This window comes from Microvirga pakistanensis (assembly GCF_004458765.1).
GTDB classification, from domain to species: domain Bacteria; phylum Pseudomonadota; class Alphaproteobacteria; order Rhizobiales; family Beijerinckiaceae; genus Microvirga; species Microvirga pakistanensis.
Map to the genome: position 1 here is coordinate 35,834 of NZ_SPJX01000645.1, position 14,451 is coordinate 50,284.

Consider the following 14,451-nt stretch of genomic DNA (forward strand, 5'->3'; position numbering starts at 1 on the left):
CCTGTCAGGGAAGGCAGCCCCTCCCTGACGGGACTGCAGGGGGCTTCAGACGACGAGGCTTGTTTCCGGGTCGATCAAGTGCATGTGGTTCATGTCGGCCACGAGCTTGATCGGCTTGCCGGGTGACGCCTGGGTCGAGGGCTCGAGGCAGGCGATCACCGTCGTGCCATCGAGATTGCAGTGGACGAGGGTCTCCGCACCCATAGGCTCGACGACGTCAACGGGAAGCTCCAGGGGCGCCATTCCGGACTGCGGTTCGCCGGATGGTTCGCTGATGTGCTCCGGTCGGATACCAAAGGTCATCATCCTGCCGACGAATGGTCCGTAGCGGTCGGTGCGCGCCAGCGGAACCGCCAGCCGACAGCGATTGCCGATGGACAGATACAGGGAACCGTTGCTCTCCTCGACCCGTGCAGGAACGAAATTCATGCCGGGGCTACCCACGAAGCCTGCAACGAACAGGCTCTTTGGCGCGTGATAGAGCTCCTGCGGAGGCCCGATCTGCTCGATGCGGCCGCCGTTCATCACCACCACGCGGTCCGCAAGCGTCATCGCCTCCACCTGATCATGCGTCACATAGATGGTCGTGGTGTTCACGCGCTGGTGCAGTTTCTTGATCTCCGTCCGCATTTGCACACGCAGTTTGGCGTCCAGATTCGACAGCGGCTCGTCAAAGAGGAAGACCTTGGGATCGCGCACGAGGGCGCGCCCCATGGCGACCCGCTGGCGCTGCCCGCCTGACAGGGCCTTGGGGCGCCGATCGAGAAGATTTGTGATGCCGAGGATGTCCGCTGCGTGTTTGACTCGGGCCTGGATCTCCGATTTCGGTACATGCCGCAGCTTGAGACCAAAGCCCATGTTCTCGGCAACCGTCATGTGGGGATAGAGCGCATAGTTCTGGAACACCATCGCGATGTCACGGTTCCAGGGCGGCACGCTGCTCACCGGCCGGCTGTCGATGTAGATTTCGCCTGACGAGATCTCCTCCAACCCTGCGAGCATGCGAAGGGTCGTGGATTTCCCGCAACCTGATGGCCCGACGAGCACCACGAATTCGTGGTCGGCGATCTCCAGGTTGATATTGTGCACCACCTGAACCAGCTCGTATCGTTTGACCACGTTGCGGAGCGAAACCTGCGCCATGTTGCTTCCCTGCTTGGATGAGGCGGCGAATGCCGGTTGAGATGTCCGCTCTAGCGGCGGATTTGGCTAGATGCTTCGAAGTTACTGCTTGTTGCGCGAGATGAGAACGAAAGAGAGAACGCTCAGCAGCATCGTTGCCGCCAGGAGCACGAAGGCGCTGGCGGCTCCTTCGTTCACCGCCAGTCCGGTGAAGGCCTTCTTATAGGTGAGAAAGCTCAGGAGCTCAGTTTCGACGCCGGGGCCTCCCTTCGTCAGAACATAGATCAGATCGTAGGTCCGGATCTCGTTGATCATCTGAATGATGAGCACGATCGCCGCCACAGGTCGCAGCATGGGCAGAGTGATGTAGATGAATTGTTGCCACGAGCGCGCGCCGTCGATCGCCGCTGCCTCGTAGGGCTCCTTCGGCAAAGCAGCGAGACCTGCGGTAAGGATCAAGGCGACGAACGAAACCTGCTGCCACACATCAATGAACGCAACGGTCCAGAAAGCGTAGTCCGGAGATCCCAGCCAGTCCACGCCGGTGCCGCCGAGGCTGCGGATGACCTCGTTCACGATACCGAGATTGGGCTGAAGCAGAAGCCTCCAGATCAACCCGACGCTGACCGGCGAGATCGCAAGGGGAACGGCCAGGATCATGAAGTAAATGGAGCGGCCCGTGTAGACGCGGTTCAACAGCAGGGCGACCCCGAGACCCAGCAGGAACTCGGCGAGCACCGTCACGGCCGTGTATTGCAGGGTCAAGATCAGCGAATGCCAGACATAGGGATCATTGAGAACCCTGACGTAGTTCGCCAGTCCAACGAGAGGAAGGACCTTTTGGTTGACGAGGGTATAGGGTGAGAAGGAAAGAACGAACGAGTAGATCAGCGGGATGCCGATGGTCAGCCCAAGTAGAAGAAGGCCCGGGAGTGCAAATAGCCAGCCAATCAGGCGCCAGCGATCCACCCGTTTGAAGTCTCCGTTCCGTGGCTTTCGATGATGCTGTTGGATGGAGGTACTGGGGGTTTCCGGCGCGGTGCTGTCGAGGTCCCCCGTCACCGCTACCCGTTCGATGGCATGGGAAAGATCAGTCTTCATTTCACAGCCCCGAAGGTTAGACCGCTCACGATGAAGCGCTGGGCATAGCGAGCGATGATGGCGAGGGGAATGACGGCGAGCACCACCCCCGCCGAAACATCCGCAATGCGAATGCCGTTCTGCGTCTGAAGGGCGGCGAGGGATACCGGCACGGTCGCCGTGGCGGGGCCCGTCAGGATCAGTGCGAAGATGAATTCGTTCCATGCCATGATGAAACCGAGAATGCCGGCCGATGCGAGTCCGGGCAGCGAGACGGGGATCACGACACGCCAGAAGGCTGTCCAGGGATTGGCCCCGTCGATCATGGCTGCCCACTCCAGTTCGACTGGGATGCCCTCGAAGAAGCCCATCAGGATCCATGTCAGGAATGGCAGGTTGAGCGCTGCGTATACGATCATGAGACCGAAGATCGAGTTCGTCAGACCCAGTGATCGAAAGATGGTGAAGGTGGGCAGCACCAGCACGATTGCCGGAAGCATCTGTGTCGCAAGAACGAGGAATCGCCCCAGATTTCCGCCTGTGCGATAGCGGGCGAAGGCAAAGCCCGTCGCGGCCGCGAAAGGAAGGGCAATCAAGGTTGCGCCCAGCGAGACGATCAAGCTGCGGAGAAGGGAGTTGCCGAAATTTCGACGGTTCAGGAGAGCGGCGAAATTGTCGAGTGTGAAGCCCGGCATCAGGCTTGAGCTGTAGGACATCGACTCGGGCACGAAGCTGGTGCGGATGATCCACAGGATAGGCAACAGGATATAGGCCGAGAACGCGATCAGTCCGACGTGAACCCAGACGCGCTTCATGCAGTGATCCTCTTCTCGTTGAGAGAGCTGCCCGGCCAGAAGAGCAACAGGCTAACCGAGTCATCTGACGTCTGATCAGAAAAAGCCGACAGCCCTTTCTTGTCAAGCGCTACCCTGTTGCGATCTTGGCACTTTCTATCGAGCATCCGGCGAGTAGAGTGTCGACCGCTTTTCGGCGCGTATCCAGATTATTCTCATGATCAGCGATGAAGGTAACCTGCAGCCCCGCCGCCATGGCCGACATCAGCCCGCTTTGGCTGTCCTCTACAGCCATGACGGCGGTGGGTTTAAGTCCAAGGCGAAGGCAGGCTTCACGATAAGGCGTCGGATCGGGTTTGCCGACGGGAACATCGTCGCGGCTGATGGAGAATTCGAGCAGTTGCGCGACGCCTAGCGCCGCGAGATTGGCGTCGACGACGCGGCGTTCGGAATTCGACACGCAGACTTGACGGATTCCGGCTTGGTGAAGTCTGTGCATCGCCTCGATCACGAAGGGTCGCGGAACCAGAGTCGAGGCGGATTCCACGTAAGCATCGAGAATCTCGGCAAGCCATGTCTCGAATGTGAGCGCAGCCGGGAAGCGAGGCCTCAGGGTATCCCAGACCCAATGCATGTCACGTCCCAGGAACCTATCCCCGGGATCCTGGCTGAGATCGACCCCGTAGCGGGCGGATACCGCGATGAGGCAGACGAGATGCAGAGGCTCACTGTCGATCAGCGTGCCATCGATATCCCACGCCACGGCCTTGATCTCGGTCATGAGCGGTTCCTCGCAAAGAATGGTTTCAGTGTTCGATAGAGTTCGCGGAAATTGTCATAGGCTCGGTCGTAGATCGGACCGTTCGCAGGATTCGGCAGGATCTCAGGGCCGAGCGGGATGAGGCGTCCGATCTCGCTCCAGCCGTAGGGCAGACCGGCCCCCATGCCTGCCACCCAGGCGGCTCCGAGGCATGAGCCGTGGCTTGCCTGCAGGGTCTGGACCGGCTTCTGGATGACGTCGGCCATGATCTGCATCCACACCCGGCTCGTGCTGCCGCCATCGGAGACCATGACGCGGCGTGAGGAGAGGCCGATCTCTTCAAGCACCTCCAGATGATGACGGAAGCCGAAGGCGACGCTTTCGAGCAGCGCGCGCCAAAAGTGCCCCTGGCCATGTCCGAGGCTGACGCCGGTGAAAGTGCCGCGCGCGAGCGGATCATGAATGGGGGTCTTCTCGCCAAGGAAATAGGGCAGGCAGAGAATGCCGTCGCTCCCTGCGGGAATCTGCGCTGCCAGCGTGTCGAGCTCGGCATGCGGCCTTACAACTGTGCCGGGGCGCAGAAGATCCGCAAGCCAGTTCAGTGCCGACCCCGAGGCCGCCATACACCCGTTGGGAGCATAAAGCCCAGGCACCAGATGATAGTCCAGGAACAGCCGTGGATCAGGGTGGAGTTGATCCGCCACGACGACGATGTCGCCTGCGCCTCCGAATTTCAGCAGCACATCGCCCGGTGCAGAGAGTCCACTGGCGAGGGCCGAAGCGATGTGGTCCGCGGCACCCCCGAAGACCGGCAGCCCCTCTGGCAATCCCGTTGCGGCTGCAGCCTCGCGTGTCACTGGGCCGAGACGAGCATGCGAGACGGTCTTCGGCGGGATGGCGCAGCGGGGAATGTGGCCCAGCGCCACGAGATCATCCTCGATTTCGTGGCTGGCGAGATCAACGAAGCCGGCCTCGAGCGCCCAGTTCTGCTCGACGGCACGGATGCCGGTGAGTTTCCAGTTTATGTAGTCGTACGAACCGAACACCGTCGCGATGCGACGGAAGACGTCCGGCTCATGGCGCTCGATCCAACGAAGCTTCGTGGCGACGAGCTGCTGATTGATGCCGTTCCCGGTGCGACGGGTGAAAGCCAGGGCATCCACTTCCGACGCGAGCTCGTCGACCTCCGCGCTGCAGCGTCCGTCACTCTGCTGAATGCTCGGACGCAGAACGTTGCCGGAATCGTCGAGCAGAACCACAGCGGGCAGCATGCCGGTGACGCAGATTCCCACTAGCGAATGACGGGCATGAGGAACCGTCTCCATCACCTCCCGCAGCACAGCGCAGGCATTGTCCCACCACTCCGCCGGGTTCTCCTCGGCCCAGCCCGGATGTGGGGAGCTGAGATGGGTGAGCCGGGAAGCCGTTGACACGATCCGATCCGGCATCTCGATGACGGCCGCAATCGTCGATGTTGTGCCGATATCGAGACCTATGACATGCGCGGTCATCGAACACGCTCCCCGTTTCGCCAGGATCAGCTCAGGCTCTCGACGACATCCATGAAGCGCTTGACCCTGTCGCCGTCGACGGGGTTCCAGGTGATGCCATCGATCTTGAAGTGAGTGCCGATAATGCAGCCGTCCGCGACGCTCATCACGTTGCGCACGTTGTCGATGCGTACACCCGTGTTGGCAAAGAGCGGCACGTCGGGCAGAGCTTCGCGCACTTTGTGCAGATCGGAGGCATCCGCGGGCTGTCCCGTCAGAGGACCGGAGACGAGGATGGCGTCTGCGATGCTGGAGAAGACCGCGCTCTTGGCGCGCAGCTCAATCGGACGGGTGTCGAGAGAGGCCGCAAATTCCGCATTGATGTTGTAGAGAAGCTTCAGATCCGGCCGTCCGAGATTGCGGCGCAGACGGACGGCTTCGGCTCCCTTCGGCTCCCAGAGGCCCATATCGGAAGCGAACAGGCCCGTGAAGATTTCGCGCACGAAGGATGCGCCTGTGGTGCAGCCGATGGCGACGCTGGCGCACGGATCCCATAGATAATTGACCCCGAACGGGACCTTGAGCATCGGCTTGATGGCCGCAACGACCGCAGTCATCGCTGCTACGCCTTCAGGCGGAGCCTTGAACTGATAGGGCCGGTCATTCTCGTTACCGAACATGATGGCATGCACGCCACCGGCTTGGAGCTTCTCGACATCCTTGGCGACATTCTCGATCAGCCGGTCCATGCCGCCTTCCGCGTCGTAGAGAGGCGTGCCGGGCAGCGCACCGATATGCGCCATGGCAATGACGGCCTTCTTGCGGGAGGCGAAGAAGTCAAACGGCATGGTAGTTATCCTTGTTGTGAGGCGGAACCGCCGGAAGAGGAGGGAGCGTCGACGATCACCACTTCGACTTTCGCGGCGTGAAGAGCATCGAGAAGGTTGGGCTGAGGAGCCCGGTCGGTAACGAGAGCGTCGATGGCGGAAAGATCGCAGATGCGCGCGAGCGAGCGGCGCTCGAACTTGGAGCTATCGCACAGCACCACGATCCGCTCTGCGCAATTCATCAGAGCGAGCTTCACCTGAGTGTCTTCGGGGGAGTAATCGTAGAGACCTGAGGGCGATAGACCCGACACGCCGATGAATGCGCAGTCGAGCCCGAAATGCCGGAGCTGCTCGACCGCGCTCGGCCCGATTGCAGACATCTCCGGGCCACGTACCAGGCCACCGATTACATAGACCGCATTGCCGCCACTGCCGAGCCGCAAGGCGGCGCGCAGGTTGTTGGTGACGATCCGCAGATCGCTGCGATCGGCGATCTTTTCAGCCAGAGCGAGTGTCGAGCTGCCGACATCGAGGCCGATGGTCTCATTGGGACTGATCAGCCCTGCCGCCGCCGCTGCGATCGATGCCTTTGCGTCCGCGTTGCGAGAGCGCCGGTGATCGAAGCTCGGCTCCTCGGCATCGAAGGCTTCTTGCGAGGCATCGCTAGGCGCGACAGCACCGCCATGGGTGCGGATCAGCAATCCACGCTTCTCAAGATCGAGCAGATCCCGCCGGATCGTCATATCCGAGACACCAAGCTCGGATGCGATGCTGCTGACAGACATGTAGCCCGTCCGCTGGACGGCTTTCGCAATCTTGTCCCGACGGATGGTGCTCGGGACGCGGGAATCGCTCTCATGCATGCGCGAGGTCGCCATGGCTTTCTGTCACTGGATTTGTTTGATCGAATTCAACCATCGATCCCGGGTTAGATCAACATAAAAGTTGATTTATGTTCGATGCTGTTTAACATTGAACATAGTAATGCAGGATCAGCTTGTGGGGTGTAACATGGCTTCTGTTTTCGACCTCGATGGTCGGCGCGCGCTGGTGACCGGAGGCGCCTCCGGGATCGGGGCAGCGATCTGCAAGGCCTTGTCGCGGGCCGGTGTCCAGGTGGCGGTTTCGGATCTGGACGCGGGTAGGGCGCAGGCGCTCGCCGAGACGCTGCCCGGACAGGCGTTCGGAATCGGTATGGACGTCCGCAGCCGCTCCTCCGTGGAGGAGGGGTTTCAGGCCGCTCTGGAGGCGCTTGGCGGCATCGACATTCTGGTGGCGAATGCCGGTGTGTCCTCGATGCGCGCTGCCGTCGACCTCACGGATCAGGACTGGGACTACAATTTCGATGTGAACGCTCGAGGAGTGTTTCTGACCAATCAGATTGCCTGTCGATATTTCGTAGAACGTAAACGCGGCGTGATCGTCAATACGGCATCGATGGCGGCCAAGATCGGCGCTCCCCTCCTGGCACACTACTCTGCCAGCAAGTTTGCGGTGCTCGGCTGGACTCAAGCACTCGCGCGGGAGATGGCACCGCACGGCATCCGCGTGAACGCCGTCTGCCCTGGCTTTGTCCGCACCTCCATGCAGGAGCGGGAGATCGCCTGGGAGGCATCCTTGCGCAACATGACCTCAGAGGCGGTTCTTGCTGAATATGTGTCGCTGACACCACTGGGGCGCATCGAAGAACCTGAAGATGTTGCGGATGTCGTGTTGTTCCTCGCATCCGATGCGTCGCGCTTCATGACAGGCCAGGGAGTCAATGTGACGGGCGGCGCCCGCATGGACTAGACATCGGCAAAGGTCATGCTGGAGGAGCGGGTGCTGAGAGTGTTGGCACGGGTCATAATCGCCAAGCACCTCGATGATCCCGGGGGTTGCCGCAGGCGACCGCGGTCTCCGTTTCATCGCGCAGGGCAGCCAAGCGGGTGATCTTGTCCTTCTCCTCGTCGAGATGCGCCTTGATGATGTCGTGCGCCCCGCCGCAGTACCGGCCGGGGCATTCCTTTCCTTCAGGAGATCGAGTGCTGTGCCGGGAAGCATCCGCATCTCTTTTCCGTTGCAGGGACGTAAGAGACCTGACCTCTACGAATTCAAGTGAAGTTGAGGTCAAGCATGGTGGATGTGGGATATTGCCGAGCTCTCGCAGCGCGCTCCAGGGTTCCGGCATCGACTCTGCAGTTTCACGGTTTTACGAGGAAAATGGCCTGATCCGCTCCATCGGCTGTCGAGGGCTGCGGCGGATGTTCGATCCAGGCGTTCTGGTCCAGTTGTCGCTGATCACACTTGGACGCATAGCCGGGTTTCCCCTGGACGAGATCAAACGCATGTTCGGCCCTGACGGCCGCCCCACCATGGATCGGGGACAGCTTTCTGCCAAAGCCGATGAACTCGACCGCACGGTCAAGCACTTGTCTACACTCCGTGATGGCTTGCGTCATGCTGGCGTCTGTCCCGCATCAACCATATGGAGCGCCCGACATTGCAGCGGTTGCTCGACGTGGCCGCTGCCCGCGGCAGCCGGCCTTCGCGGAGGCGATCCGTCACAGCATCTTCTCGGGACGGACGACCGGACGTTCGTAGCGGGCATGTGACTTTCCAGCTTGGCTGAGGCCGTCCGCGAACAAGATTGCACGACGGGATGTGGTGGCGCGTATCTGACCGTTCGGCAGCAAGGGCTTGAGCGGGAAGACGCCATCACCCGCTTCATTTTGAGGGTCGGTGCATCCTGACTTGCCTCGGGTTTGATCTTTTTTTCTTGTCCGGAGCCATTTCGGACCCAGATTCATCCTTGATCGCGGCCGTCAGCCGATGAGAGCAGTCGCATGATGATGGATCGACGCAATCTCTCCAGCCAGTGGGCCTTGTCTTGCTGCCCCCGATGGGTCCGGCAGCCATGAGGGTCCTGAAGATCCTCGCGGCCTTCGCGATCCTCCTCGTCCTGGGCGCAGGGATCTTCGTTGCTTATGCATGGCGCTCGGCGATCGACCCTGTCGATCCGCCGGCCCAGACAAGCTTCGATCGAGCACTCGTGGCGCGGGGCGCCGATCTGGCCGCCATCGGCAACTGCAATGTCTGCCATACGGCTCCCGGCAGAGAGCCCTTTGGCGGCGGGCTGGGCATTCAGACACCGTTCGGCACCATTTATTCGACCAACATCACGCCCGATCCCGAGACGGGCATCGGCCGCTGGTCGGAAGCGGCCTTCATCCGGTCCATGCGCGAGGGCGTGGATCGCGAAGGCCGGCATCTCTATCCTGCCTTTCCCTACGATCATTACACCCTCGTGTCCGATGAGGATAACCGGGCCCTCTATGCGTTTTTGATGACGCGGACAGCCGCTTCGTCGACACCGCCCGAGAATGAGCTGCCATTCCCGTTCAACCTGCGGATGCTCCTCGCAGGCTGGAAGGCGCTGTACTTCCGGGAAGGACCGTTCCAGCCCGATCCCATCCGGTCCGAGGAGTGGAACCGAGGGAATTACCTGACGGAGGGCTTGAGCCATTGCGGCGCCTGCCACACGCCGCGCAACCGGCTGGGCGCGGAGAAGAAGGACGAGTATTTCGCGGGGGCTGAGGTCGAGAACTGGACCGTCTATCCGATCAACGGGAACTCGCCGGCTCCGGTGCCCTGGAATGCGGATAGCCTCACATTTTATCTGCGCCATGGATGGCATGAGCACCATGGTGCGTCCCGCGGCTCGATGGCACCCGTGACTGCCAATCTCGGCTCGATTCCCGAGGCCGATGTGAAAGCCATCGCGGTCTATGTGAGCGACGTCATGGGCCGTCCGAGCCAGGAGCGGATCGCCCGAGGCGAGGCTGCATCGGCGGCCGCCCGCAAGGAAAGCGAGGCGCCTCTCACGGTGCGAGCAACCTCCACCGGAAACAGGGTCGGCGAGGCGATCTTTCTCAGCGCCTGCCAGGGCTGCCACGACGGGCGGCGCCCTGTGCCGTTTGGAGGCCTCAATCTCCATCTCAGCTCTGCGGTCAACGCATCCAATGCGCAGAACATCATCAATGTCACCCTCTTCGGCCTGCCGGCGGCCAGGGGTGAGCCGAGTGCCATCATGCCGGCCTATCGCGGTGTCCTGAATCAGGATCAGCTTGTGTCCCTGCTCGACTACATGCGCGAACGCTTCAGTGACCAACCGGCCTGGACCGACACGCGAGAGCGCGTCGCAGCGACGATGAACGGCGAACGCGAGGTGCCGATCTACCGTATGGACGGCACGACGCAGGCTCCACCGGAAACCAGCATGAGGACCACATCATGGCCGTGACCCTGACTGTCAACGGCACGACCCGACAGGTCGATGCCGATCCCGAAACGCCGCTGCTCTACGTGCTGCGCGACCATCTCGAGCTCAACGGGGCGAAGTATGGCTGCGGCATCGGACAATGCGGGGCCTGCACCGTCATGGTCGGCAATGAGGCCGTGCTATCCTGCGTCACCCCGGTTCTGCTGCTGGAGGGGCGCAGCATCACCACCGTGGAAGGTCTAGGCACATTGGAGAAGCCCGGACCCTTGCAGCAGGCCTTCATCGAGGAGCAGGCGGCTCAGTGCGGCTACTGCATCCCCGGCATGATGATGCGCGCACAGGCCCTTCTGCAGGCGGATCCCGCCGTCGATGAAGCGGCAATCCGCGCCCATCTCGAGCCTAATCTCTGCCGCTGCGGCACGCACATGCGGATCATCAAGGCCGTGATGCGGGCGGGCGAACTGATGCGGCAAAAGTCTCAAAGCGGAGGTGCCTCCTGATGACCCGCACTGATGCGAAGAATCCAACGCGCCGCGGCGTACTGGCCGCAGGCGGCTCCTTGGCCGTCAGCTTCTCCCTCCTGTCCCGTGCCCTTGCCCAGGAAGGCGAGGTGCAGGGAGCAGCGCCTCCTGCCCAGCCCAAGCCGAAACTGCCAGGAAGCCTGTCGGGCGATCCTTTCCTCGACGCCTGGATCCGGATCGATGCGAACGGCGACATTTCCGTTTTCACAGGCAAGGCGGAGCTGGGTCAGGGCGTCAAAACCGCGATCCTCCAGATCGCCGCAGAGGAACTGGAGGTCGATCCGGCCACGATCCGCCTCATCACGGCCGATACCGGTCAGACTCCGAACGAGGGTTATACGGCGGGCAGCCAATCCATTCAGAACAGCGGCACAGCCATCCGGCATGCGGCGGCTCAGGTGCGAGAGATCCTCATCGGTCAGGCTGCGGCGCGGTGGCAGGTTCCTGTTGACCAGCTGCGCGCCGAGAACGGCAAGGTGATCAGGGCCGACGGGCAGGCGCTCGACTACGGCTCACTCGTCTCTGCCGAGATCCTTCATGTCGAAGCGATACCGCAATCGCGCCTCAAACCGGCGAGCCGTTTCCGGGTCATGGGCAAGCCGATGCACCGCGTGGACATTCCCGCCAAGGTGACCGGAACGCCGATCTACGTGCAGGATCTGCGCATGCCCGGCATGGTTCATGCACGGGTGGTGCGTCCGCCGCGTCCCGGGGCGACGCTCACGGAACTGGACGCGTCTGCCGTCGAGCGAATGCCTGGTGTCGTCGCCGTGGTTCGCAACGGCAGCTTTCTGGCGGTTGCGGCCGAGCGGGAGTTCCAGGCGATCCAGGCGATGCGCGTGCTCGAGGTGTCGGCGCGTTGGTCGGAAGGTACAAGATTGCCGAATCCGGCCAACTTCATCCCATCGCTGAAGAGCCTGCCGTCGCAACAGGGAGTGGTGGCGGAGCGCAGCCAAGGAGACGCTGCTGCAGCGCAGACCTTCCAGGCCACCTTCACACGACCCTATCAGATCCACGGCTCGATCGGCCCCTCCTGCGCGGTGGCGCTGCTCGAGAACGGCACCACGACCGTTTGGAGCCATACCCAGGGCGTCTATCCGGATCGTTCCGCCATTTCGGAAATGCTCAAGGTGCCGCCGGAGCAGGTCCGTGTGATCCACATGGAGGGATCGGGCTGTTACGGCCACAATGGTGCTGATGATGCGGCGGCTGATGCGGCCCTCATCGCTCAGGCGGTGCCGGGGCGGCCGGTTCGCCTGCAATGGATGCGCGAGCAGGAGCATGTCTGGGAGCCCTTCGGCCCCGCGATGCTGACCGAGGTGCGCGCCTCCCTCGACCAAGCCGGAAAAATCGTGGCGTGGAACTACGATCTGTGGAGCAACACTCATACGACGCGCCCGGGACCTGCCGGGTCGCTCATCGCGGCGCATTCCTTGCCGACGCCGTTCCAGCCTCCGCCGGCCAAACTCAGCATCACGCCCTCCGGGAACGGCGACCGTAATGCGGTGCCGCTCTACGCGATCCCGAACATGCGCGTGATCTGGCATTTTCTGCCCGAGATGCCGCTGCGCGTCTCCGCCTTGAGGGCGCTTGGCGCTTATACCAACGTATTTGCGATCGAAAGCACGATGGATGAGCTTGCCCTGATGGCAAATACCGACCCGGTCGAGTTCCGCCTGCGACACATGGAGGATCCGCGCGGACGTGCGGTCATCGAGGCTGCCGCCGCCGACTTCGGCTGGTCCAAAGATCCGCTGCCGGAAGGGCGGGGGCGGGGCTTCGCTTTCGCTCGCTACAAGAACCTCGCAGCCTATCTGGCCATGGCGCTTGAGCTGGAGGTGGAGCGGGAGACCGGGCGCACCCGTATCATCCGGGTGACGGCGGCCATCGACAGCGGCGAGGTGGTCAATCCCGACGGCATCCGCAACCAGACCGAGGGCGGCATCATTCAGGCCGCGAGCTGGACGCTCTATGAAGCCGTCACCTTCGAAGAGACCGGCATCACCAGTATCGACTGGTCGAGCTATCCGATTATGCGGTTCGGCTCGGTGCCGGAGAGGATCGACGTGCGGATTATGGACCGGCCGGGCGAGCCTTTCCTTGGAACGGGAGAGGCCGCCCAGGGACCGACTCCGGCTGCCATCGCCAACGCCATCAGGCATGCGACGGGAAAACGGCTCTATGACATTCCGTTCCGGGCCGAGATCGTGAAGGCGGCCATCGGCGTATGAGAATGAAGTGAAGGGCAGCCGGGCGTCCGAGAGCATGGGCCTGTCTGGGAGAATGCCGCGGATGCCCACGTTCGACCGCAGACGATAAGGAGCGCTTCAAGGGCGCTCCTCATGCCTGTTCATGTCAAGTCGCCAGCCGGATCGTCTGCGGGCAATGGCTGCAAGAGGAGCCGCGGTCCTGGCGCTCAGGCCGCTCGGCTGACCCGCTCGGTCGTTTTCTCGACCTGAACCGTGACGGTTCGTGTGGCTTCCTCGGCCATCTGGAGGGTCAGCTCGGCGATGCGCCGGCTGTTCTCGACCGTCTGCTCCAGGTTATCGCGGAGAAGCGAGCTCTGCACCTCGAGAAGATCCGTCATGGACCGGCAGCGGGCGAGGGCGTTCAGACCATCGAGATTGCGCTGCAGGCGCTTCTGGCTGCGGTCGGCCACCTCGCGGGAGACGTCCTGCAGGCCACGCACAAGGGCAGAGCTGGATTGAGCCACGGCTCGCAGATTCTGCGCGGCCTCTTCGCTCAACCCAAGCGCAACCCCATCGGGTTGGCCTGCCATTCTCAGGCCCTGGCCGGTTGAGCGGCGAGTCAGTTCAGAGAATACGCCGAAGCTGTTCCCCACCGCCTCCTGCATGGCCTGCGCCATGGTCTGGGCGCCTTCCACGCTGGCCCGCAGCGTGTCGGCCACGTTCTCCGTCACCCGCTGCACGGCCTCGACCTGCTCACGGGATCGCCGAGCTTCAGCGCGCTTGGTATCGTCCATACTTGCCATCTCATCCTCCACAGTTTCGACCATAGCGTTGGCTTCCTCGTCGCTCAGCACCTTGAGCACGGCGGGAAGAAGCTGTTTCTTGTCATCACGGATATGCTGCTGAAACATGCGCCGGAGCTCAGCCACCTTGTCGAGGAACTCGGCGGTGTTCTTCGGCATGCCCTCCAGCTCGCTCAAGAGGGCGCTCGTTTCCTGATTGTCGTTGGTCGACTCCAGCACAAGATCCTGCATTCCGTGCCGCCGCAGCACAGGAAACAGGTGCTCCTCCTGGAGGCTGGCGAGAAGCTCCAACTCTTCCTTCAAATCCGCAAGCAGGCGCTCGCGGGTTTTGAGCGCAGTGTTGGAGGTCGTGAGGAGCCTCTCGAAGAGCTCGTTGGCTCTATCTGGTGGTACTCGGCTGAACCGTCCGTTCGTCATAATCCCTCGCAAGACATAAAAAGAGACGGTCTCATGCTCTGCAGCTTGGACCGCATCGTGTGACACCCGTATGTCGACTAAACCGGAAGCTGTTACGCGCAACTGGACAGGCAATATTCCGCGCCCGCCGACAGACTCGTCTGACGCCAACTTGCTACTGAACGTTCTGGGCGTATATCCCTAAGCC

Annotated in this window: 13 protein-coding genes; 5 read left to right on the plus strand and 8 right to left on the minus strand. The window is 62.1% G+C overall.

Annotated elements, in window-relative coordinates:
- Positions 1–45: 45 nt before the first annotated feature.
- The 7 genes from E4K09_RS24545 to E4K09_RS24575 form a co-directional block, all read right to left on the minus strand.
- On the minus strand, positions 46–1,143 hold the full coding sequence (locus tag E4K09_RS24545) for an ABC transporter ATP-binding protein (protein WP_134500267.1): 1,098 nt from the start codon (positions 1,141–1,143) through the stop codon (positions 46–48).
- A gap of 81 nt (positions 1,144–1,224) precedes the next feature.
- Positions 1,225–2,223: a carbohydrate ABC transporter permease gene (locus tag E4K09_RS24550; RefSeq protein WP_134500268.1), complete on the minus strand. Its 999-nt coding sequence runs from the start codon at positions 2,221–2,223 to the stop codon at positions 1,225–1,227.
- Entirely contained in the window at positions 2,220–3,017 is a 798-nt protein-coding gene (locus tag E4K09_RS24555) for a carbohydrate ABC transporter permease (RefSeq protein ID WP_134500269.1), read from the minus strand. The genes E4K09_RS24550 and E4K09_RS24555 overlap by 4 nt, the downstream gene beginning before the upstream one ends.
- Positions 3,018–3,126: 109 nt before the next feature.
- A complete protein-coding gene (locus E4K09_RS24560) occupies positions 3,127–3,777 on the minus strand; it encodes an HAD family hydrolase (protein ID WP_134500270.1) in 651 nt (216 codons plus the stop codon).
- Positions 3,774–5,267 carry an FGGY-family carbohydrate kinase gene (locus E4K09_RS24565; RefSeq protein WP_134500271.1) on the minus strand — a complete coding sequence of 498 codons (1,494 nt, stop codon included), beginning with the start codon at positions 5,265–5,267 and terminating at the stop codon, positions 3,774–3,776. Before E4K09_RS24565 ends, E4K09_RS24560 begins: the two co-directional genes overlap by 4 nt.
- Before the next feature lie 26 nt (positions 5,268–5,293).
- Entirely contained in the window at positions 5,294–6,094 is an 801-nt protein-coding gene (locus E4K09_RS24570; RefSeq protein ID WP_134500272.1) for a BtpA/SgcQ family protein, read from the minus strand.
- 5 nt (positions 6,095–6,099) lie between these two features.
- Positions 6,100–6,951: a DeoR/GlpR family DNA-binding transcription regulator gene (locus E4K09_RS24575; protein ID WP_134500273.1), complete on the minus strand. Its 852-nt coding sequence runs from the start codon at positions 6,949–6,951 to the stop codon at positions 6,100–6,102.
- A gap of 133 nt (positions 6,952–7,084) precedes the next feature.
- Here E4K09_RS24575 and E4K09_RS24580 point away from each other — a divergent pair, with 133 nt between their 5' ends.
- The 5 genes from E4K09_RS24580 to E4K09_RS24600 all read left to right on the plus strand — a co-directional run bounded on the left by E4K09_RS24580 (position 7,085) and on the right by E4K09_RS24600 (position 13,086).
- A complete protein-coding gene (locus E4K09_RS24580; protein WP_134500297.1) occupies positions 7,085–7,864 on the plus strand; it encodes an SDR family NAD(P)-dependent oxidoreductase in 780 nt (259 codons plus the stop codon).
- A gap of 452 nt (positions 7,865–8,316) precedes the next feature.
- Positions 8,317–8,667 (plus strand): MerR family DNA-binding protein, encoded by a 351-nt coding sequence (locus E4K09_RS24585; protein ID WP_342211371.1) that lies wholly within the window; start codon positions 8,317–8,319, stop codon positions 8,665–8,667.
- A 302-nt stretch (positions 8,668–8,969) separates the two neighbouring features.
- Complete coding sequence (locus tag E4K09_RS24590) at positions 8,970–10,355, plus strand: cytochrome c (protein ID WP_134500274.1); 1,386 nt, start codon at positions 8,970–8,972, stop codon at positions 10,353–10,355.
- Positions 10,346–10,834, plus strand: a complete 489-nt coding sequence (locus tag E4K09_RS24595; RefSeq protein WP_134500275.1) for a (2Fe-2S)-binding protein — start codon at positions 10,346–10,348, stop codon at positions 10,832–10,834. Before E4K09_RS24590 ends, E4K09_RS24595 begins: the two co-directional genes overlap by 10 nt.
- Positions 10,834–13,086, plus strand: a complete 2,253-nt coding sequence (locus E4K09_RS24600) for a xanthine dehydrogenase family protein molybdopterin-binding subunit (protein WP_134500276.1) — start codon at positions 10,834–10,836, stop codon at positions 13,084–13,086. The genes E4K09_RS24595 and E4K09_RS24600 overlap by 1 nt, the downstream gene beginning before the upstream one ends.
- Positions 13,087–13,271: 185 nt before the next feature.
- On the opposite strand, the gene E4K09_RS24605 is transcribed toward E4K09_RS24600, so the two are convergent.
- Positions 13,272–14,264 carry a phasin family protein gene (locus E4K09_RS24605; protein WP_134500277.1) on the minus strand — a complete coding sequence of 331 codons (993 nt, stop codon included), beginning with the start codon at positions 14,262–14,264 and terminating at the stop codon, positions 13,272–13,274.
- Positions 14,265–14,451 lie beyond the last annotated feature (187 nt).